Annotated in this window: 21 protein-coding genes; 10 read left to right on the plus strand and 11 right to left on the minus strand. The window is 65.9% G+C overall.

Translation table 11 applies throughout. The annotated features are described in order from the left end of the window. Nucleotide 1: 1 nt before the first annotated feature. The 6 genes from moaB to ACT2BZ_RS13480 all read right to left on the minus strand — a co-directional run bounded on the left by moaB (nucleotide 2) and on the right by ACT2BZ_RS13480 (nucleotide 3684). Nucleotides 2-562: a molybdenum cofactor biosynthesis protein B gene (gene moaB, locus ACT2BZ_RS13455; RefSeq protein ID WP_457935650.1), complete on the minus strand. Its 561-nt coding sequence runs from the start codon at nucleotides 560-562 to the stop codon at nucleotides 2-4. Continuing rightward, complete coding sequence (locus ACT2BZ_RS13460) at nucleotides 559-1455, minus strand: 4-(cytidine 5'-diphospho)-2-C-methyl-D-erythritol kinase (RefSeq protein WP_457941309.1); 897 nt, start codon at nucleotides 1453-1455, stop codon at nucleotides 559-561. The genes moaB and ACT2BZ_RS13460 overlap by 4 nt, the downstream gene beginning before the upstream one ends. A gap of 9 nt (nucleotides 1456-1464) precedes the next feature. Further along, on the minus strand, nucleotides 1465-1650 hold the full coding sequence (locus tag ACT2BZ_RS13465; RefSeq protein ID WP_457935651.1) for a hypothetical protein: 186 nt from the start codon (nucleotides 1648-1650) through the stop codon (nucleotides 1465-1467). Nucleotides 1651-1725: 75 nt separating this feature from the next. Next, entirely contained in the window at nucleotides 1726-2583 is an 858-nt protein-coding gene (locus ACT2BZ_RS13470; RefSeq protein ID WP_457935652.1) for a S49 family peptidase, read from the minus strand. Between the two features lie 87 nt (nucleotides 2584-2670). Next, nucleotides 2671-3447, minus strand: coding sequence for a tRNA1(Val) (adenine(37)-N6)-methyltransferase (locus ACT2BZ_RS13475; protein WP_457935653.1), 777 nt, complete (start codon nucleotides 3445-3447; stop codon nucleotides 2671-2673). Between the two features lie 12 nt (nucleotides 3448-3459). Continuing rightward, nucleotides 3460-3684 carry a putative signal transducing protein gene (locus ACT2BZ_RS13480; protein WP_457935654.1) on the minus strand — a complete coding sequence of 75 codons (225 nt, stop codon included), beginning with the start codon at nucleotides 3682-3684 and terminating at the stop codon, nucleotides 3460-3462. 158 nt (nucleotides 3685-3842) lie between these two features. On the opposite strand from ACT2BZ_RS13480, the gene ACT2BZ_RS13485 reads away from it, so the two are divergent. The 4 genes from ACT2BZ_RS13485 to ACT2BZ_RS13500 all read left to right on the plus strand — a co-directional run bounded on the left by ACT2BZ_RS13485 (nucleotide 3843) and on the right by ACT2BZ_RS13500 (nucleotide 10009). Further along, a complete protein-coding gene (locus ACT2BZ_RS13485) occupies nucleotides 3843-4859 on the plus strand; it encodes a polyprenyl synthetase family protein (protein ID WP_457935655.1) in 1017 nt (338 codons plus the stop codon). A gap of 134 nt (nucleotides 4860-4993) precedes the next feature. Further along, nucleotides 4994-7021, plus strand: coding sequence for a tetratricopeptide repeat protein (locus tag ACT2BZ_RS13490; RefSeq protein WP_457935656.1), 2028 nt, complete (start codon nucleotides 4994-4996; stop codon nucleotides 7019-7021). A gap of 112 nt (nucleotides 7022-7133) precedes the next feature. Next, nucleotides 7134-8090 (plus strand): glycine--tRNA ligase subunit alpha, encoded by a 957-nt coding sequence (locus ACT2BZ_RS13495; protein WP_457941310.1) that lies wholly within the window; start codon nucleotides 7134-7136, stop codon nucleotides 8088-8090. Further along, nucleotides 8090-10009, plus strand: coding sequence for an acyltransferase family protein (locus tag ACT2BZ_RS13500; RefSeq protein ID WP_457935657.1), 1920 nt, complete (start codon nucleotides 8090-8092; stop codon nucleotides 10007-10009). The genes ACT2BZ_RS13495 and ACT2BZ_RS13500 overlap by 1 nt, the downstream gene beginning before the upstream one ends. 29 nt (nucleotides 10010-10038) lie before the next feature. Here the strand turns inward: ACT2BZ_RS13500 and ACT2BZ_RS13505 are convergent, their stop codons facing one another. Together ACT2BZ_RS13505 and ACT2BZ_RS13510 are read right to left on the minus strand one after the other, a co-directional pair. Beyond that, nucleotides 10039-10224 (minus strand): hypothetical protein, encoded by a 186-nt coding sequence (locus ACT2BZ_RS13505; RefSeq protein WP_457935658.1) that lies wholly within the window; start codon nucleotides 10222-10224, stop codon nucleotides 10039-10041. 13 nt (nucleotides 10225-10237) lie between these two features. After that, nucleotides 10238-10420, minus strand: coding sequence for a hypothetical protein (locus ACT2BZ_RS13510; RefSeq protein ID WP_457935659.1), 183 nt, complete (start codon nucleotides 10418-10420; stop codon nucleotides 10238-10240). Between the two features lie 180 nt (nucleotides 10421-10600). Between ACT2BZ_RS13510 and glyS the strand changes: the two genes are divergently transcribed. Then, nucleotides 10601-12853, plus strand: a complete 2253-nt coding sequence (gene glyS, locus ACT2BZ_RS13515) for a glycine--tRNA ligase subunit beta (protein ID WP_457935660.1) — start codon at nucleotides 10601-10603, stop codon at nucleotides 12851-12853. Continuing rightward, the gene (locus ACT2BZ_RS13520) at nucleotides 12790-13137 is read left to right on the plus strand and encodes a DALR anticodon-binding domain-containing protein (RefSeq protein ID WP_457935661.1); all 348 of its coding nucleotides are present in this window, start codon (nucleotides 12790-12792) and stop codon (nucleotides 13135-13137) included. The genes glyS and ACT2BZ_RS13520 overlap by 64 nt, the downstream gene beginning before the upstream one ends. 35 nt (nucleotides 13138-13172) lie before the next feature. Here the strand turns inward: ACT2BZ_RS13520 and ACT2BZ_RS13525 are convergent, their stop codons facing one another. Beyond that, entirely contained in the window at nucleotides 13173-13562 is a 390-nt protein-coding gene (locus ACT2BZ_RS13525) for a hypothetical protein (RefSeq protein WP_457935662.1), read from the minus strand. 107 nt (nucleotides 13563-13669) lie between these two features. After that, on the minus strand, nucleotides 13670-14230 hold the full coding sequence (locus ACT2BZ_RS13530) for a hypothetical protein (protein WP_457935663.1): 561 nt from the start codon (nucleotides 14228-14230) through the stop codon (nucleotides 13670-13672). Nucleotides 14231-14407: 177 nt separating this feature from the next. Between ACT2BZ_RS13530 and ACT2BZ_RS13535 the strand changes: the two genes are divergently transcribed. The 3 genes from ACT2BZ_RS13535 (at nucleotide 14408) to ACT2BZ_RS13545 (ending at nucleotide 17574) form a co-directional block, all read left to right on the plus strand. Further along, entirely contained in the window at nucleotides 14408-15391 is a 984-nt protein-coding gene (locus ACT2BZ_RS13535) for an L-threonylcarbamoyladenylate synthase (RefSeq protein WP_457935664.1), read from the plus strand. Next, nucleotides 15391-16821, plus strand: coding sequence for an FAD-binding oxidoreductase (locus tag ACT2BZ_RS13540; protein ID WP_457935665.1), 1431 nt, complete (start codon nucleotides 15391-15393; stop codon nucleotides 16819-16821). Before ACT2BZ_RS13535 ends, ACT2BZ_RS13540 begins: the two co-directional genes overlap by 1 nt. 189 nt (nucleotides 16822-17010) lie before the next feature. Beyond that, nucleotides 17011-17574, plus strand: coding sequence for a DUF6101 family protein (locus ACT2BZ_RS13545; protein WP_457935666.1), 564 nt, complete (start codon nucleotides 17011-17013; stop codon nucleotides 17572-17574). 8 nt (nucleotides 17575-17582) lie between these two features. On the opposite strand, the gene ubiA is transcribed toward ACT2BZ_RS13545, so the two are convergent. Next, the gene (gene ubiA / locus ACT2BZ_RS13550) at nucleotides 17583-18566 is read right to left on the minus strand and encodes a 4-hydroxybenzoate octaprenyltransferase (protein ID WP_457935667.1); all 984 of its coding nucleotides are present in this window, start codon (nucleotides 18564-18566) and stop codon (nucleotides 17583-17585) included. A 134-nt stretch (nucleotides 18567-18700) separates the two neighbouring features. Here ubiA and purD point away from each other — a divergent pair, with 134 nt between their 5' ends. Beyond that, nucleotides 18701-19978: a phosphoribosylamine--glycine ligase gene (gene purD / locus ACT2BZ_RS13555; protein ID WP_457935668.1), complete on the plus strand. Its 1278-nt coding sequence runs from the start codon at nucleotides 18701-18703 to the stop codon at nucleotides 19976-19978. The last annotated feature ends 3 nt before the right edge of the window (nucleotides 19979-19981 follow it).

Here is a 19981-nt window from a genome sequence, read left to right on the forward strand (position 1 = left end):
GCTAGGCCTCGGTCTTGCCGGCGCCGCGCCGCAGATGCTCGTCGAGCCGCGGCATGATCTCAACGAAGTTGCAGGGCTTGTGCCGGTAGTCGAGCTGCGGCTTCAGGATGCCGTCCCATGCGTCCTTGCAGGCTCCCGGCGACCCCGGCAGCACGAAGACGAAGGTGGCGTTGACGACGCCGCCGGTCGCCCGGCTCTGGATCGTCGAGGTTCCGATCTTGTCGTAGGAAATCCGGTGGAACACTTCCGAAAAGCCGTCCATGCGCTTTTCGAAGATTGGCTCCAGCGCGTCCGGCGTCACGTCGCGCCCGGTGAAGCCGGTGCCGCCGGTGGTGATCACCACGTCTATCGCGTCGTCTCGCGACCACTCCAGCACCTTTTCCCTGATCTTGTCCACGTCGTCCGTCACGATGGCGCGGTCGGCCAGCGCGTGGCCGGCGTCGGCGATCCGGTCGACCAGCGTCTGCCCCGACTTGTCGTCGGCAAGGCTGCGCGTGTCCGACACTGTCAGCACGGCGATGGCGACGGGAATGAAGTCTCTGTCCTCGCTGATCCTGCTCATGCGTCCTCCGACGGGATGCTGCGGGTCGCGGCGACGAACCATTTCGGCTGGCGCTTGCGAATCTCGGCCGCCGCCCGCTTTGCCACATTGCCGGTCTCGTAGAGGCCGAAACAGGTCGCGCCCGAGCCCGACATGCGGGCAAATCCGGCGTCGGCCTTGTTCAGCGCCGCCAGCGCGTAGCGGATCGACGGCGTAATGCTTTCGGCCGCTGGGCCGAGATCGTTGCGGGTCGTTTCCAGCCAGTTGCGCATGCTGTGGAACTCGATCTGGCGGGGCAGGGGCGGCAGGCCCTCATTGTCGGCCTTGGCAAGCGTTTTGAACACATCGGCCGTCGCAACGCCCACACCCGGATTGACCAGCACAAGGCCGAGCGACGGGAAACCAGGCAGCATCGTCAGTTCGTCGCCCGTGCCGCGCGCGACGAGCGGCCTTGCCGCCAGGCACATCGGCACGTCTGCGCCGAGCATCGCGCCAATGCGCGCCAGTTCGGTGTCGTCGATGTCGAGCTGCCACAGTCGCGCAAGGCTGCGCAGCATCGCCGCCGCGTCGCTCGAGCCGCCGCCCATTCCGGATGCGACCGGCAGGTTCTTTTCGAGCGTGATGGCGACGGGCGGAGCCTTTTCCGCCCCGTACCGGGCGCGCAGCGCTTCGCGCGCACGCAGCACCAGGTTGCTGGCGTCACGCGGCACATCCGCCGCGTAACGACCGGTCACCTCGAAACTGTCTTCGTCGGCGGCTGCCGTTCCGACGCGGTCGCCGAAGCGGGTAAACACCACGAGGCTGTCGATCAGGTGATAGCCGTCGTCCCGCCTCCCGGTGACATGCAGGGCGAGGTTGATCTTTGCCGGAGCCAGTTCGGTGGACAGAGCGGCTTCGAGCGAAACGTCGGAAATGTCGGTCAATCAGTCCTTCGCCAGCCGGTATTCGCCGGTTTCGGGGTCCTTCACCAGCGTACCGGTGGCACCGCTCGCGGCTTGTTTCTCGGCGCGGCGAACCTTGGCGGTCACGCGCTGCGCTTCCCTGACGAAGGAACGATAGCCGACATAGGCTGCGACGCCGACGGCTGCGAAGAAGATGATCTGCGGCATTCTCTAGTCCTCCCTCCAAGGGGCTGGCCGGAAATGCCGGTCAGGCCGCCATGATAACCGCCTTCCCGGTATTTTTCAAAGTCCGAAACGCGCCCAGAGGGCGCGCCGTTCGGCCGCATCCATCAGGCCCTCGGCCGCCGCCTCTGCGATGGCCGGCCCGGCGCCGGTGCCGAAGATGCCGAGCCGGCGCCCGAACAGGCCGCGCGGCGCGGTGACGAGCTTCAGCTTCGTGCTGGCGCCGAAGCGGTTCTTGAGGATCTCGCGCATGTCGCCAAGCCCGTCGACGAGCCCGAGCTCCACTCCCTTCTTGCCGGTCCAGAACAGGCCGGTAAAAAGGTCGGGATCGTCCTTCAGCTTGCTGCCGCGGCGTTCCTTGACGAGGTCGATGAAGGTCTCGTGCACTTCGAGCTGCAGCTTTTTCAGGCGCTCGATATCTTCCTTCTTTTCCGGCTTGAACGGGTCGAGCACGGCCTTGTTCTTGCCGGCCGTGTAGACGCGCCGTTCGACGCCGATCTTCTTCATCAGGTCGGTGAAGCCGAAGGAGGCCGACACCACGCCGATCGAACCGACGATCGACGAGGGATCGGCGAAGATCTCGTCGCCGGCGGCCGCGATCATGTAGCCGCCTGAGGCTGCGACATCCTCGACGAAGACCAGAACGGTCTTGTTCTTCTCGGCTGCAAGGTCGCGGATGCGCTTGTAGATCAGCCGCGACTGCACCGGCGAGCCGCCGGGCGAATTGATCGAGATCGCGACGGCCGGCGCGCTGAGTGAAAAAGCCTTTTCAAGAACGCCCGCCGTCGAGGCGAGCGACAGGCTCGGCCTGAACTGCCCGCCGCCGGACATGATCGTGCCCTGCAGGCGCACGACCGGGATCGTCACCGCCTGCGATCGCATGGATTTCGGCAGCAGGCGGTTGAGGAATCGTCTCACGAATGGCTCTCCAGTCTCTTGGCGGGTCTTGCGTCTTTGATCTGCATGTAGGCACTCGGGCACGGCGCACAATGCCGGAGGGAGCCTTCAGTCGCCGAAAAGCGCTGCCTCGCCGGCGAAGATCGCCTCTGCGCGCGCTGAAAACGCGTTGCCGGACGCTTCATGCAGGACGAGCGGGGGCATCATGGAGAGCGCGGCCCGCGAGCCCAGTCTGGCGCGAATGACCACCCGGATCGCCGTGGCGTCGGCACGGGCATGCACGGGCACGATCTCGGCGGCGCCGAAGCGTCCGTTCATGGCTGCGAGGATAGGTGCAATGGCCGGGGGCCGCGCAATGATCGCGACGCTGCCGCGCGGCCGCAGCACGGCCGCGGCACTTTTCAGCCAGGCGGCGAACAGCCCGTCATCCATCACGTGCGCCTGCCGGCGCAGCGCATCTGGAGAACTGCGATCGGCCGGCCCGTTGAAGGGCGGGTTCATGATCACGAAGTCGAACGAGCGCGCGGCAAGGCCCGCCTTTTCGCGCGCGGCACCAGCAAGCCCGACATCGGCAACCAGCAGCGACGCACGCGCCGCCAGCCCGGCATTCTTCGGGTGCTCGAGCGTCTGCCTGGCAAAGTCTGCCATCTCGCGCGATTGCTCGACGAGTTGCACCTCTGCGCCCGGGCAGCGGGCGGCTACGGCCAGTGCAGCGCCACCGGCGCCGGCGCCGAAATCGGCAAGCCGTCCCGAAAATGCCGACGGCACGGCCGCTGCGAGAATCAGCGCGTCGGCGCCCGCACGGTGGCCGGTCTGCCTGGGCTGGACCAGCCAGAAGCGACCGCGGTGGAAGGCGTCGAGCGTGTGCGCGGCTTCCTTCGCCATGTTCGGCTTTGTCTAGCTTTCGCGCATTTCGTTGGCGATTCCCGCCTCGACCAGAATGCGGCGGGCCGCGTCCAGATCGTCGTCGACCACCATCACGCGGCGCGGCAGCACGCCGATCGAGCCGTCGAGCACGCTCATGTTCTGGTCGGCCACGAGACAGCCTATGCCTGCGTCCCGCAGCAGCGATTCCACGAAGGAAATGATGACCGCGTCATTGGTGCGGATAAGCTCTTTCATCGCCGGAAACTTGCAGGTCCCGCTGCCGTTGTAAATGTCGCGATGCCACGCCCGACGTGCCCCGCGCCAATTCGCCCCTTGCCGATGCGGCCCTAGTCGCCCTAGAATCAAGCAAGGTGGGTAATCTGTAATGCGCGGATTCAGGACGGGAGTTTCTTGTGGGCGTAGTTCTCAATCTCGAAAACGGCAAGCGTGAAGCCGCATCGATCGGTCAGCTGATCGAGCTGACGTCCGGCGACATGGGGCGCGTCAACGAGCTCATCCTCTCCAAGGCCGGTTCGGACGTCCAGATGATCCCCGAGGTCGCCAACCACCTGATCTCGTCCGGCGGCAAGCGGCTGAGGCCCATGGTGACACTCGCCGCCGCGCAGATGTTCGGCTACTCCGGCGACGGCCATGTCAAGCTGGCGACCAGCGTCGAGTTCATGCACACCGCGACGCTGTTGCATGACGATGTCGTCGACGAGAGCGGCATGCGCCGCGGCAAGAAGACGGCGCGCATGATCTGGGGCAACCAGGCGAGCGTTCTGGTGGGCGACTTCCTGCTTGGCCAGGCCTTCCGCATGATGGTTGATGTCGGTTCGCTCGAGGCGCTCGACATCCTGTCCACAGCGGCAACCGTCATCGCCGAGGGCGAGGTCATGCAGCTCGCCGCCGCCAAGAATCTCGAAACCACCGAAGACGAGCATTTCGCCGTCATCAAGGCCAAGACCGCGGCGCTGTTTTCGGCCGCCGCCGAGGTCGGTCCGGTCATCGCCGGCGCCACCCGCAACGACCGCGCCGCGCTGCGTTCATACGGCATGAACCTCGGGCTCGCGTTCCAGCTCATCGACGACGCGCTGGACTATGGCGGCTCGAGCAAGGATCTGGGCAAGAATGTCGGTGACGATTTCCGCGAGGGAAAGGTCACGCTTCCGGTCATCCTGAGCTACCGGCGCGGCACGCCCGCCGAGCGCAATTTCTGGAAGAAGGCCATCGAGGAGAACGTCACCGACGACGCTTCGCTGGAAAAGGCTGTCGGCCTGATGAAGCGGCACGGTGCCATAGCGGACACGATCGGCCGCGCCGGCCATTTCGGCGGCATCGCCCGCGACGCGCTGGCGCCGCTGGAATCGACGCCGCAGAAGCAGGCACTGCTCGAAGTCATCGATTTTTGCATCAGCCGCGTCGCCTGATCGGGCAATCGGTGACCGGAACGTGAATGGCGACGGATTGAACAGCAATCCCAAAAAGGCCATGCTTTGGCGCAACCATCTGCGAAAGCGAGTCTCGCTCCGGGCGCCGCAGGCGGCCGGCAGGAAGGAAGAATATGCGGCAAGGTCCTAGTCGCTGGCTCTTGAGGCTGGCTGCGGTAGCGGGAATGGCACTTTCCGGGCCGGTCGCCCATGCGACGACATCCGACATCTCGATCGAAGTGAGCACCTTCTCGGGCGCCTATCTCGCGGCGCGCGTCGCGGAAGTCGACAATGATCTCGACGGCGCGATCACCTTCTACAAGAAGGCGCTGGCCTTCGATCCGGAGAACCAGGCGCTGCAGCAGAGCATCATGCTGGCGCTGATCTCACAGGGTCGTTTCGACGAATCTCTCCCCTATGCCGAGAAGCTGAAGACGGTCGCCGAGGTTGAGCGCTTCTCGCGGCTCGCGCTGGCCATCGATGGCTTCCGCAAGGAAGATTACAAGGCGGCCGAGGCCTGGCTGAAGCTGGCGCTCGAATCCGATCTCGACGCGCTCGTCTCCAAGGTCCTGTCGGCTTGGGCCAAGTCCGGGGGTGGCAACAGCCAGGGTGCCGTCGCCATGCTCGACGAACTCGCCGGGCCGCAATGGTACGGTCTCTTCGTCTCCTACAACAAGGCGCTCATCGCCGACGCCGCCGGCCTCAACGACCAGGCGGATGCCGCCTACCAGGAAGCGACCGGCGACATGGCGTCGGCCGGTTCCTCGCCCGAAACCTGGCTTCGCGCCGCGGAAGCCTATGCCCGCTTCCTGGCGCGCACCGGCGACAAGGCTGCGGCACTGGCCATGCTCGACAAGGGCGACGAATTTGCCTCCGGCCGGCTGCCGCTGGTCAAGCTGCGCGAGAAGATTTCCAGGGACGAGCCGGTTGAACGCCTCGTCGCGACGCCGTCGGATGGCGCGAGCGAACTTCTCTTCGTGCTTGCCTCGGCGCTCAACCGCGCGGGCGGCGAGTCCTTCGTCCGGCTTTATCTGCAATATGCGCTGGCGCTGAAGCCCGATTCCGATGTCGTGCTGATCCAGCTTGCCGGCCTTGCCGAGCAGCAGCGCAATGCGGAGGACGCGATCGCCCTTTATCGCCGCATCCCCGATACCTCACCGCTGAAGCGCCTGTCCCAGCTGCAGCTTGGCCTCAACCTCGCCGATCTCGACCGCCGAGACGAGGCAATCGCCCAGCTGAAGTCGCTGGTTTCGGAAAACCCGGACGACATGCGCGGTTACCTGGCATTAGGCGGCGTCTATTCCTCGAAGGAGGATTATGCCAGCTCGGCCGCGCTCTACGACAAGGCGGTGGCGCGGATCGAATCCCAGCCGCAGGTCATGCCGGCCGATCCCCGCTCGAGCGTCAACTGGAACGTCTACTACCAGCGCGGCATCGCCTATGAGCGCCTCAAGCAGTGGCCGAAGGCCGAGCCCAATTTCCGCAGGGCGATGGAGCTCTATCCGGACCAGCCGCAGGTGCTGAACTATCTCGGCTATTCCTGGATCGACATGAACATCAACCTCGAGGAGGGCATCGAGCTGATCCGCAAGGCGGTCGAGCTCCGGCCGAGCGACGGCTATATCGTCGACTCGCTCGGCTGGGCGCATTACCGCCTCGGCCAGTACGAGGAGGCTGTGCGCGAACTGGAGCGCGCCGTCTCTCTGAAGCCCGACGACCCGGTGCTCAACGACCATCTCGGCGATGCCTATTGGCGGGCCGGCCGGCGGCTGGAGGCCACCTTCCAGTGGAGCCATGCACGTGACATGAAGCCCGAACCGGCCGTTCTGGCCGAGGTCGAGAAGAAGCTCGCCGAGGGCCTGCCGCCGCTCGATGACAAGGCAATGGCTGACACGCCGTCGAAGACCGTGCTTCCGGCCGAGGAGCCCGCGCCGGCGCACGCCGACCAGCGCACCGAGCTCGCCCCGCAGGACGACGCGGCGCAAGTGGTTCCCGTGTCCTACAAGGTGTCTCCCGGCCAGTCGCTCTGGTCGATCGCCGCCGACGAACTGGGTAGCGGCAGCCGCTACATCGAGATCCTCGATCTCAATCCCCAGCTGCGCGGCGATCCCGGCCGGCTGATGCCCGGGCAGGAACTGACGCTTCCCGGCGCCAGCCGCTAGGCGCGCGTCTGGCCGTGCCGGCGCAGCTTGACGCTCCGGTGACGCCGCTCTAGGACGGGCCATCCTTCGCCGACCGCCCGAGGCTACCTTGCCAGACACGCTGCCTGCCCACATGCGCCCCGACCGCTCCTTTCAGGGACTGATCCTGACGCTGCACGCCTATTGGGCCGACAAGGGCTGCGTGATCCTGCAGCCCTACGACATGGAAGTCGGCGCGGGTACGTTTCATCCGGCGACCACATTGCGCGCGCTCGGGCCCAAGCGCTGGAACGCCGCCTATGTGCAACCATCGCGCCGCCCCAAGGACGGCCGCTACGGCGAAAACCCCAACCGGCTGCAGCATTATTACCAGTACCAGGTCATCCTGAAGCCCAACCCGCCAAACCTGCAGGAGCTCTATCTCGGCTCCCTCGAAGCCATCGGCATCGACCCGCTGGTGCATGACATCCGCTTCGTCGAGGACGACTGGGAAAGCCCGACGCTCGGCGCCTGGGGGCTCGGTTGGGAGTGCTGGTGCGACGGCATGGAGGTCTCGCAGTTCACCTATTTCCAGCAGGTCTGCGGCATCGAGTGCTCGCCGGTCGCGGGCGAACTGACCTATGGCCTCGAGCGGCTCGCCATGTATGTGCAAGGCGTCGACAACGTCTATGACCTCAACTTCAACGGCCGCGAGGGCGACGAGAAGATCAGCTACGGCGAGGTCTTCCTGCAGGCCGAGCAGGAATATTCGAGGCACAATTTCGAGCATGCCGACACGGTGATGCTTGCGCGGCATTTCGAGGATGCAGAGGCCGAATGCTGGTCGCTTCTTGCCAAAGGCGCTCCGCAGGGCGAACTAGACGGACCACACAAAATGGTCTTTCCCGCCTACGACCAGTGCATCAAGGCGAGCCACGTCTTCAACCTGCTCGACGCGCGCGGCGTGATCTCGGTCACCGAGCGCCAGAGCTATATCCTTCGCGTGCGCAACCTGTCGAAGGCCTGCGGTGAGGCCTTCCTGCAGACCGAGGCGGGGGGCGCCCATGTGCATTCGCACGGCGGAGAGGGCGCTTCCACGGCGACCCTCTGATGGCCTTACGCCAGCAGGCATCTGCCCGGCGCATTGCGCACATCGACGGATTGAGGGCGATAGCGGTTATCGCGGTCGTCGGCTATCACGCCGGCATTCCCGGATTTGACGGTGGTTTTGTCGGCGTAGACGTCTTCTTCGTGATCTCCGGCTACCTGATCATCAACCACATCGTGGAGGGATTGCGGGACGGCAGTTTTTCGCTGATGCAGTTCTATGCGCGGCGTGCCGTGCGCCTCCTGCCGCCGCTGCTTGTCGTGCTGCTTGCCTCGACCGTCCTGGCAGCGATCCTCCTCGTCTCGCCGTACGAATGGGAATGGTTCACGCTATCGGCCGTGACAGCGTCCCTGTCGGTTTCGAATTTCTATTTCCTGATCAAGCAGGGATATTTCGACATCGACGCCTGGGCGAAGCCGCTGCTTCACACCTGGTCGCTGGGTGTCGAGGAGCAGTTTTACCTCGCCGTACCGCTGTTGCTCATGGCCTGCTTCGCGTTAGCTGCCCGGTTTCGCTCGCTTCCCTGGCAGCAAGTGCTGGCAGTTGCCGCAGCTGTCATCTTCCTGCTCAGTCTGGCCGGCTCGATCCTCCAGACGCCGGTCGACGGCCGCAATAGCGGCTTCTACCTGCCCCACTGGCGCGCGTGGGAGTTCGTAATCGGAGGACTTGTTGGCTTCGCGGTCGCTCGACCCGCATCGACGTTTCGCCCGGTCATGGGAGAGGCGTCCGGGGTCGCAGGATTGCTGCTGATTGCCTTTTCGATCCTGCAGTATCGTGCCGACTGGGTGTATCCAGGATACTTGGCTCTCCTGCCCGCGACGGGGGCGGCAATGGTCATCGCTGCCGGCCTCCTGAATCCCCATGCGCGCTCCATGCGGCTGCTGTCCTTGCCGATCCTGACTGGTATTGGGCTGGTCTCGTACGGCTGGTACCTGTGGCATTGGCCGCTGATCTCCTTTGCCCGTATTGCGCAGTTCGGCGATGCCTCGCTTGTCAGGGATCTCGCGATGGCTGCCATGTCCCTTGGCCTCGCAGTCGTCACCTACCGGTATGTCGAGCAGCCGGCCTTGGCTTGGCGGCAACGTCGTTCGCTGCAGTTGAACGGCCCAGGGATCGTGCTTTCGGGCATCGCTGCGTCCTTAGCAACAGCTTGCGTGGCAGGTGCCGTCGGTGGACTGGCGTACTGGAGCACGATGCAGGATCCGGCACTGACGGACAAAAGCGCCGAGCTTGCTGCAGCCGCGGAATGCCCGGCAGTCATATGCGGGCTTGCTGCCAACCAGCATGGAAGCCTGATCGGCGACTCTCACGCAGACAGGCTCGGCGGTCCCGTCTTTCGCGAAGCGCAACGGCTGGGGATTGCGATCGACAGGAATGCCGTGTCGGCCGACAGCGATTTTGCCATCGTCGTACGTCGCTGGGGACTGTTTTTCGAGGAAGCCCGTGCGGGAGTGGACGGGAAGTCCTACGCGTCGCTGCTGGCAAGGGAAATCGCCGAACTCAGCGACGAGGGAAGGCGCCGTATCCTGATCATCGGGCCGACCGTCGAGTTCGCCCATCCCGGTGCCCAATGCGTCCTGCGCGCTCAAAGGTATGGCGTCGACTGGCGACGTTGCGCGGTCTCCCGTCAGCAGGTTGAAGACAGGCGCAAGCGCTCTGTCGCTGTGCTCAGGAGGATCGCCGGGTCCACGCCTAACGCCCGATATGCAGAGCCCATCGGCCTGTTCTGCGACGAGCACGAGTGCCGCCCTTATCGAGATGGCGTGGTGCTGATGAAGGATCGGGATCACCTGACGATGCCCTACGGGGCCGATTGGCTGTTCGAAGGCCTGAAGGAAGACTTCTGGTGGGCATTTTCAGGCAATCTCGTGCCCGGAACCGATCTTGACTCAGCGACGCCCGCGGCGGGCGTTGCAGACTGAGCGGTCGCAATCGCCAGTCCTTGGGAAACTCACCGTTGCGCCAGGCTGATGATGCGAATGGTCGGTGTCAGCGTGTTGAGGTCGGGCACCGCCTGCGCCTGGACCAGCAACGCTGTCTCCTGAGGCTGCGTGGAGGTCGCCAGCGTGTCCTGCGCGGCCCATGCGCCGGCAAGCAGCATCAGGCGGATGACGGCGGCCGTGATCAGTTTCAGCATGCTCTTTCTCCTCTCAGGCCGCCGGCCCGGCCGTTGCCGGAACCTCGGTCGGCGTTGAAATCTGCTTGCCGGAGACGGCGATCGTTTCCAGCGCCCGGCGCATGCCCGGCATCTGCTCGTCTCCCGGCGTTGCGACATGGATGGCCAGCAGCGCGCCGAGCGCGAGAAGATGGATAAGTGTCGGGGCCGTTTTCATGGTCGTTTGCCGGTCGATGCAGGGTTGCTATGCCCGTCTGTCGCCCCGCATCCGGCTTTGGTTCAAAGCAAGGGCGATTTTTTTCATCGCGGGTGGCAGGGATCGTTTCAGGCAAAGCCGGTGGTGACAGCCAAGGGCTGACTTGCTATGCCCGCGCCAACCGTTTCAGCGAGACCGAACATGCCCGACTTGCTACTTGAGCTTCGCAGCGAGGAAATCCCCGCGCGCATGCAGCGCAAGGCTGCCGGCGACCTCAAAAAGATGGTCACCGACGGCCTTGTCGAGGCAGGCCTCACCTACGAGGCCGCGCGCGAATACTGGACGCCCCGCCGCCTGGTGCTCGACCTGCGCGGCCTGACCGCGCGCTCCAGAGACGTGCACGAGGAACGCAAGGGCCCGAGCACCAAGGCGCCCGAGCAGGCAATCCAGGGTTTTCTGCGCTCCGCCGGCCTGTCGTCGGTCGAGGAGGCCCACATCCACAGCGATCCCAAGAAGGGCGATTTCTACGTCGCCCATATCTCGAAGCCTGGCAGGGCGGCGGAAGAGATCATCGCCGGGCTGATCCCCGGCGTCGTGCGCAGCTTTCCCTGGCCGAAGGAGATGCGCTGGGGCGCCGCTTCCGGCCCCAAGGGCCTGACCTATTCCGGCATTGCCGGGCTCGGCGGCGAAACGCTGCGCTGGGTACGCCCGCTGCAGTCCATCGTCTGCACCTTCGGCCCCGAGACGGAGGAGCCGGTGGTCGTCGACTTCGAGGTCGGCGGCATCCGTTCCGGCAATGTCACCTACGGCCACCGCTTCCATGCGCCCGACGCCATCACCGTGCGCCGCTTCGAGGACTACTCCGCGAAGCTTGAGGCGGCAAAGGTCGTCATCGACGCCGACCGCCGCAAGGAGATCATCCTCGCCGACGCCAAGAACCTGGCCTTCGCCAACGGCCTCGATCTGGTCGAGGACGAAGGGCTGCTGGAGGAAGTGTCGGGCCTCGTCGAATGGCCGGTCGTTCTGCTCGGCGAGTTCGAGCAGGATTTTCTGGCCATCCCGCCGGAAGTCATCCGCCTGACCATCCGCGCCAACCAGAAATGCTTCGTCACGCGGCCGCATGGCGGCGAGGCGCTGTCGAACCGTTTCGTCGTCACCGCCAATATCGAGGCGACCGACGGCGGCAAGGAGATCGCGCATGGCAACGGCAAGGTCGTGCGCGCCCGGCTGTCTGACGCGCTGTATTTCTGGAAGACCGACCAGGCCGACCTGCCAGACCTCGACCAGCTGACGGCATCGGCCGAGAAATTCGGACTCGACCTCAAGAAGCCGCTCGACCAGCGCATGGCCCGCCTCGACCATCTCGGCGTCACCTTCCACGCCAAGCTCGGCACGCAAGGCGAGCGCGTCGAGCGCATCCGCAGTCTGGCGCAGGAGATCGCGCCGCTGGTCGGCGCCGACCCCGACCTGGCGGCCCGCGCGGCGGTTCTCGCCAAGGCCGATCTCACGACGGAAATCGTCGGCGAGTTCCCCGAGTTGCAGGGCGCCATGGGCCGCAAATATGCGCTGCTGCAGGGCGAGAATCCGTCCGTCGCCGCGGCCGTCGAGGAGCACTACAAGCCTCAGGGTCCCGGCGACAGCGTGCCGACCGACCCGGTGTCGATCGCGGTGGCGCTCGCCGACAAGCTCGACACGCTGGTCGGCTTCTGGGCCATCGACGAGAAGCCGACGGGCAGCAAGGATCCCTACGCGCTGCGCCGCGCCGCGCTGGGTGTGATCCGGCTGGTGTTGGAGAACCAGCTTCGGCTCGCTCATGCCACTGAGGACGGTCAGCAGCGTGCGTTGGGCGCCTTTATGTCGGGTTCACTGGGCGAGATTGTTGCAGGCCTTCATCTAAAGGAGCTCGTCGAGGACCTAGATGACGTGCATCGGCTTGAGTTGGTAGGGTTGCTGGATCTGGGTACGCACGCTACGGCGATCAGAAAGGTTTTGGGAGATGACGCAGCGTCTCGATTTGTCGTTTCAACCATTGATAGGGCTGAGGCTGCAGCCGTTGACCTCCTCTCCTTCTTCCACGACCGCCTGAAGGTTTACCTCCGCGATCAGGGCGCGCGGCACGATCTGATCGATGCCGTGCTGGCGGCGGGTTCGCGACCGATCTCCCCCCTGTGGGGGAGATGTCGGCGAAGCCGACAGAGGGGGGCGCTGTCCCGCAACCTTCTCAGCCTTATGACGTCGAACATGGGCACTCCGCGATGCCCCCCTCTGCCCTGCCGGGCATCTCCCCCACAGGGGGGGAGATCGGCTCGTCCTCCAACGACGACCTCCTTGCCATCGTCCGCCGCGTCGAAGCGCTCGGCTCCTTCCTCGCCACCGACGAAGGCAAGAACTTGCTCGCCGGTACCAAGCGCGCCGCCAACATTCTGGCCGCCGAGGAAAAGAAGAAGACCGTGATCGCCGAAGCGGTCGATCCGTCATTGCTGCGTGAAGAACCGGAGAAAAAGCTCTTCGCCGCGGTGAATCAGGCCGAGAAGGAAGCCGGCCAAGCGATTCAGAACGAAGACTTTTCCGCCGCCATGCTGGCACTTAGCGTGCTGCGTGAACCGGTTGATTCATTCTTCGAGCATGTGCTGGTAAACGACCCGGACGAGAATGTCCGCGCCAACCGCCTTGCGCTTCTGTTGCGCATCCGCGCCGCCACCGATCAGGTCGCCGACTTCTCGAAGATCGCGGGCTAAACAGGTCGGCGAAGCCGACCAGTCTCGCGATCGGCTCAGCCGCTGAGCAGGACGACCTTGACGCTGTTGCGGTAGACCTCGACCTCGATCAGCGGCTCGCCCTCCATGATGGCGCGCCGTGTCACCTCGTCGATGGCGCCCTCCCGGTTCAGCAGTACCTCGAAGCTGGTGCGCTCGGCGTTGGTGGTGAACCATACGTCGATGTCGTCTTCCTCGTCGGTCTGGATGTGCTTGTGCACATTGGCGCGGTCCTGCCGCACGACCTGCGCTGCCGTATCGAGCTTGCGGCCTGTGCTCGATTCATGGTCCTTCCACGAGATGCGCGCGACATAGGTGCCGATCAGTTCGTCGGCGGCTGCGGCCGAAGGCAGCCACGCCAGCGCCAGGGCCAGGCCAACGGCAAGAACTCGAACAGGCTTGATCATCGTCTTCTTCCCGACCGCGCCGGTCTCGCCGCCGGCCCAGCGCCGACGCTCTGTGAGACCCGGTAGCGGAGGAGGGTGCTGCGCACCGCGCCGCGCGTCAAGCGTCGCTATTCGGTGAGCGGCTTGGGTGCCGGCGCCGCCTTCGGTGCCGACTCCATCGCCCGCTGCTGTTCGGCCTGCCGCTTCAGCGCCTTGCGCTTGGATGCCGTGCCCCGGTCGTTCGGATCGAGTGCCACGGTGGGCGCCTCGTCCGTCGACCCGGACGAGTAGATCGGCTGCGCGAACGCATCGCCGACGATTCCGCCGCGAATGATCATCGGCATCATCACGCGACCGCTTTTCTGCGCCGGCTGCGGGATGGCCGCGACCTCGTCATAGGCGATGCCTGCCGCCGGTTCGCCGAGCGCGACGATCGACGGCGTAGACGAGCTCGCCGCTTCGCCCATGATGCTGAAGGAAGGCATCGGGAGCATTTCGACGGACAGCGCCGCGCCGGACGCGGTGTCGTTCTCCTGCACCTGGAGCGTGCCAGCGGCAGTCGTCTCGCCAAGCACGACGAAGGAGGGCCCGATCGGCTCGGGCAGGGCTTCGGGCGTGACGAAGGAGGAAGCCTGCGCTTCGCCTCCGGCCACTGCCGCGATGAGGACCAATGCTGCGATCATCCGCATGAATAGTCGGCCTGTTCCAAAGCAATAGTGTCGGGCAGCAGTATGCCATCCGCCTGTTGACGTCGCGTTTCGGCTGAAACTAGCATTTTACCGATTAACAAAATGGTGCCCGGCAGGGCCTTGCCCCCCCGCGCGCCGCGCGATAGCAAGCTTTGACCCCAATTCGGAAGGGCGGGCGTGGCGCAAATCCTCAAGATCGACGACGCACTGGCGGACGCGCTTGCACTGCTCAAGGCCGGCGAGATCGTCGCCATCCCGACAGAGACCGTCTACGGCCTCGCCGGCGACGCGACGAACGGCGAGGCGGTTGCGCGGATCTTCGAGGCCAAGGGCCGGCCGCGCTTCAACCCGCTCATCGCGCATGTCGCCGGCATGGCGATGGCACGGCGCATCGCCATATTCGACCCGCTTTCCACCAAGCTTGCCGAGGCCTTCTGGCCGGGGCCGCTGACGCTGGTGCTGCCGCTGGCGCCGGGCGCCGACATACACCCGCTGGTCACAGCGGGGCTTGATACCATCGCGCTGCGTATGCCGCAGGGCTTCGGCGCCACACTGATCGGGCGGCTCGGGCATCCGCTGGCCGCACCGAGCGCCAATTCGTCGGGCCGCATCACCGCCACCACCGCAGAGGCCGTCGCAGCCGATCTCGGCGACCGCATCCCGCTGATCGTCGATGGTGGACCGACTCCGGTCGGCCTGGAGTCGACCATCGTCAAGGTCGACGGGCAGTCGGTTCGCCTGCTGCGTCCGGGCGGCATTGCCGCGGAGGTCATCGAGGCCGTCGCGCGACGCTCGCTGCTGCGCGAACCGGGCGCCGGCGTCGAGGCGCCGGGCATGCTCGCCTCGCATTACGCGCCCTCCGCCGCCGTGCGCGTCGGCGCCACCGACATCAGGCCCGGCGAAGCGTTTCTCGCTTTTGGCGCTGTGCCGCCCGAAATGGCCGAGGCAGCCGTCGCCGTCCTCAACCTTTCGCCGGCCGGCGACCTGCGCGAGGCGGCGAGCAACCTGTTCTCTCATCTCAAGGCGCTCGACCAGCGTGGCGCGGCGACCATCGCCGTTGCACCGGTTCCCGCAAGGGGGCTCGGCGAGGCGATCAACGACCGGCTGAACCGTGCGGCGGCGCCGCGCGAGGTCACGGCCGGCCGGCACCAGGCATCCTGATGACCTCGAGTGTTGATGGCATCGACGCGGCATTGCTCGACCGCTTCGTGGCAATCGTCGGCGCGGCCCATGCGGTGCGTGGCGAGGCGGAGATCGCCCCCTATCTGCACGAGCCGCGCGGTCTCTACCCCGGTCGTTCGCCGCTTGTGCTCAAGCCGGCAAGCGTCGACGAGGTCAGCCGCATCCTCGCGCTGGCCAGCGAGACAGGCACGCCCATCGTGCCGCAGGGGGGCAATACGGGGCTCGTCGGCGCACAGGTGCCGCATGCTACCGGCGGCGAGATCGTCGTGTCGCTGTCGCGCCTCAACCGGGTGCGTGAGCTCGACCCGCTCTCCAACACCGTCACCGTCGAGGCTGGCATGGTGCTCGAGACGCTGCACCAGGTGGCGGACGCTGCGGACCGTCTGTTTCCCCTGTCGCTCGCCTCGCAGGGTTCCTGCCAGATCGGCGGCAACCTGTCCTCCAACGCCGGCGGCACGGCCGTGCTCACCTACGGCAACACGCGCGAGCTCTGTCTTGGTGTCGAGGTAGTGCTGCCCACCGGCGAGGTGCTCGACGATCTGCGCAAGCTCAAGAAGGACAATACGGGCTACGACCTGAAGGACCTTTTCGTCGGCGCCGAGGGGACGCTCGGCATCATCACCGCGGCCGTGCTAAAGCTCTTCCCCAAGCCGCGGGGGCGCGAGGTGGCCTGGGTCGGCCTCAACTCGCCGGAGGATGCGCTGGCGCTTTTCGGTCTCGCCACCGGCCGGGCCGGCGGCAGCCTGACCGCCTTTGAACTGGTCGGCAGGACGCCGCTCGATTTCGTGCTGCAGTACACGCCGGACGCCGTCGCGCCGCTGGAATCGCCCTGGCCGTGGAATGCACTGGTCGAGATTTCGTCGGGCCGCTCGGCCGAGGACGCTTCGGGGCTTATGGAGGAGATCCTCACCGAAGGCCTGGAGACGGGCATCGCCGGCGACGCGGTCATTGCGGCGAGCCTTGCCCAGGCGCACGCCTTCTGGTCCCTGCGCGAGAACCTGTCGGACGCGCAGAAGCCGGAGGGCGCCTCGATCAAGCACGACATCTCCGTCCCGGTGGTCTCGATCCCCGCTTTCATCGCGCGCGCCGCCGACGCCGTCGCGTCGGTCAGCCCGCAGGCGCGCGTCGTCTGTTTCGGCCACATGGGCGACGGCAACCTGCACTACAACGTATCGCAGCCCGCCGGCGGCGATCCGAAGGCGTTTCTCGATCTCTACCGGGCCATGAACAAGGCAGTCCACGACATCGTGCGCGAACTTGGCGGGTCGATTTCGGCCGAGCACGGCATCGGCCAGCTGAAGCGCGACGAGCTGCTCGCCACCGCGCCGCCTGTCGCCACCGACCTGATGCGGCGGATCAAGGCAGCCTTCGATCCGGCGGGCATCATGAACCCCGGTAAGCTGTTGTAAACAAAGCCTGCCAACCTGTTCCACCTGGTCGGAATTCGATAACCATCGCCGTGATCAGCAAAATTTAACCGACTTCTTAAGCCGGGTGGTAAGGTCCCCCCGCTACTGTCGATCCCATAACGAGACCGGGAAAACTGGTCCGTGAGAACCGCCAAAAGCGGCTCTCAGGAGAGACAGGAAGGCACCATAATGAGCACGGGACTGAAGCCAGTCTGGGCGGGCCGCAACATGCGTCTCGACCCGTTTCGCCTGCCCCAGGCAGTGAGCTACGCCACCTATGACAGTTTTGGCGATGTCACGTTCACCATCGACCAGCGCGGCGCGATCGTGCGCCGCCTGCTGCAGATGAGCGGCCTGCCGGCCGTCGTGGTCCTGCCCGCCAACGCCTTCTCGGGCGTTGCTGCCCGTGCCATCGAGGACGAGGACGGCAACGTCACCGTGACGCTCGAATTGCTCCACAATGACCCGATGCTGTCGGTGCCGCTTCTGGTCGCCGACAATCTCGAGGATGTCGCCGCCGACTGGCGCGCCTGGGCCGATGCCTACCGGTTGCCGATGCTTCTGATCGAGGCAGACGGCGTGGCGCGGACGCTCGAGGAATCGCTTGGCGAGGCCATCAAGGCGCTGCCCGCGCAGGATCGTCGCAAGCGCCGCGGCGCATCGCGCCGCCCGTTCTTCCTGGTCCGCCGCAAACCCGGCAATCTCGGCATGCGGCTGGTCATTGACGGCCAGGAACTCATCGCCCGCGAGTAGAACCCGGCTCAGATCAGCGGTTTCAGCGCCCCCCAGACGCCGCCGCCGATCAGGCCGAGGAAGATCAGCCATCCGACCACATTGTTGGACTTGAAGAGCCGCAGGCACTGGTCGGGGTCGTCGATGTCGAGCATCGCGATCTGGCGCGCCATGTGCGCGGCGGCCGCGAGCAGCCCGGCCATCGCCGGCACCGGCACCTGGGCGGCCGAAAACGCGCTTGCCATTAAAATCAGCGCGCCGCCGTAGAGGCCGATCAGCCAGGATTTCGTGCTGTCGCCGAACAGCCGCGCCGTCGACCTCACGCCGACCATGGCATCGTCCTCGCGGTCCTGGTGCGCATAGATCGTGTCGTAGCCGATCACCCAGAAGATCGAGCCGAGATAGAGCAGCACCGCCGGCCGGCCGATATCGCCGAACTCCGCCGTCCAGCCCATCAGTGCACCCCAGGAGAAGGCTAGCCCGAGGCCGAGCTGGGGCCAGTTGGTGAAGCGCTTCAGGAAGGGATAGATCGCCACGATGGCGAGCGACACCATGCCTGTCAGCACGGTGAAGCTGTTGAACTGCAGCAGCACCGCCAGCCCGGCCAGCGCCTGCAGCACGATGAACAGCCAGGCCTGCCGTTTCGACACCTGGCCGGAGGGCAGGGGCCTCGAACGCGTTCGCTCCACCTGCTCGTCGATCTTGGCGTCCACCAGGTCGTTGAAGGTGCAGCCGGCGCCGCGCATGGCCACCGCGCCGATGAAGAACAGCAGCAGCGTCGCCATCGACGGCAGAAGCGTCGGCAGCGGGTCGTCGGGGCGCGCATAGGCGCTTGCCGCAAGGGCCGCCGACCACCAGCACGGCCACAGAAGCAGCTGCCAGCCGATCGGGCGGTCCCACCGCGCCAGCTGTGCATAGGGCCAGAGCCACCTCGGCAGCACCCGGTAGACCCAGTGGCCGCTCGGCGCGTCAGCCACGCGGCCCTGCCCCTGTTTCGACTGCACTTGTTCCATGAACAGTGCAGTGCCAGCCGCGCTTGGGGGCGTCAAGCTGGCGATTTGTCGTTGATGACCGGCCACCAAGCTTGACCCTCTGCCGTGCCCGCCCTACCGGATGGGCCACGTCGGTAGGCAGCAGCGGGGACGGCATGAATGTTCTGTTGATTGGGTCGGGTGGCCGCGAGCACGCGCTGGCTTGGAAGCTTGCCGCCTCGCCGATGCTGACCAGGCTCTACGCCGCACCCGGCAACCCCGGTATTGCGCGCGAGGCCGAACTGGTCGCGCTTGACATTGCCGATCACCAGGCCGTCGTCGCCTTCTGCCGGGAAAAATCCATCGGACTCGTCATTGTCGGTCCGGAGGGCCCGCTCGTGGCGGGGCTCGGCGACGACCTTCGCGCCGCCGGCATCAAGGTATTCGGGCCCTCGAAGGCCGCGGCGCGGCTCGAAGGCTCAAAGGGCTTCACCAAGGATCTGTGCGCCCGCTACGACATCCCCACCGCCGCCTATGGCCGTTTCGACACGCCCGCTGCGGCCAGGGTCTATGTGAAGAGCCAGGGCGCGCCGATCGTCGTCAAGGCAGACGGCCTGGCCGCCGGCAAGGGCGTCACCGTGGCCATGACCGAAGCTGAAGCGCTTGCCGCCATCGACGACTGCTTCGACGGTTCCTTCGGCAGCGCCGGTGCCGAGGTTGTGGTCGAGGAGTTCTTGACCGGCGAGGAGGCGAGCTTCTTCTGCCTCTGCGACGGCAAGACCGCCATGCCTTTCGGCACCGCTCAGGATCACAAGCAGGTCGGCGACGGCGACACCGGCCCCAACACCGGCGGAATGGGCGCCTATTCGCCGGCTCCCGTGATGACGCCCGACATGATCGACAGGACGATGCGCGAGATCGTCGCGCCGACCATGCGCGGCATGGCGGACATGGGGGCGCCATTTTCCGGCGTCCTGTTTGTCGGCCTGATGATTAGCGAGGCCGGCCCGAAGCTCATCGAATACAACGTCCGTTTCGGCGACCCGGAATGCCAGGTGCTGATGATGCGGCTGAGGGATGATCTGCTGGTGCTGCTCGAAGCCGCCGCGGACGGCCAGCTTTCGCACATGTCGGCCCGCTGGCGCGACGAGGCGGCGCTTACCGTGGTCATGGCCGCCAGCGGCTATCCGGGCACGCCGCAGAAGGGCACCGTCATTCGCGGCCTGGAGCAGGCGCAGAACTCGGGCGTCGAGATATTCCACGCCGGCACCGCCGAGCGCGACGGCGCCATCGTCACCAATGGCGGCCGGGTGCTCAATGTCACGGCGATGGCAGGAACGGTCGGCGAGGCGCAGCGCAAGGCCTATGCAGCCATCGACCTGATCGACTGGCCGGAGGGCTTCTGCCGGCGCGACATCGGCTGGCGCGCGGTGGAGCGCGAAAAGGGCCGCTAGGCC

Source organism: Mesorhizobium sp. 10J20-29 (assembly GCF_054130485.1).